The sequence below is a fragment of the Halostella sp. PRR32 genome (genome assembly GCF_034808085.1).
Classification (GTDB): domain Archaea; phylum Halobacteriota; class Halobacteria; order Halobacteriales; family Natronoarchaeaceae; genus Halostella; species Halostella pelagica.
Window position 1 is genome coordinate 1 of record NZ_JAXHGL010000244.1, and the last position, 245, is coordinate 245.

Below are 245 nucleotides of genomic sequence, written 5' to 3' on the forward strand. Positions count from 1 at the left end.
CGACCGTCCGCCGGATATACACGCAGGAGGGCGTGACGCGGTACGGGTTCAAGGTGCGGCCCGCCGGACGTCGGTGAGGCGACGCCCGGAACGGGCAACGCTTACCTGCCAGGCCGTCGCGCGTTCTGGTATGCGTATCTGTGTACTCGGAGCCGGCACGATGGGCCACGGCATCGCGCAGGTGAGCGCGATGGCGGGCCACGACGTCGCGATGCGCGACATCGACGAGACCGTCCTCGACGAGG

1 protein-coding gene is annotated in these 245 nt (G+C 69.4%); it reads left to right on the forward strand.

Going from position 1 to position 245, the window contains the following annotated elements; genetic code table 11:
- Nucleotides 1–130: 130 nt before the first annotated feature.
- The coding region (locus SM753_RS21020) for a 3-hydroxyacyl-CoA dehydrogenase NAD-binding domain-containing protein (RefSeq protein ID WP_323192981.1) at nucleotides 131–245 on the forward strand (115 nt) is incomplete at its 3' end.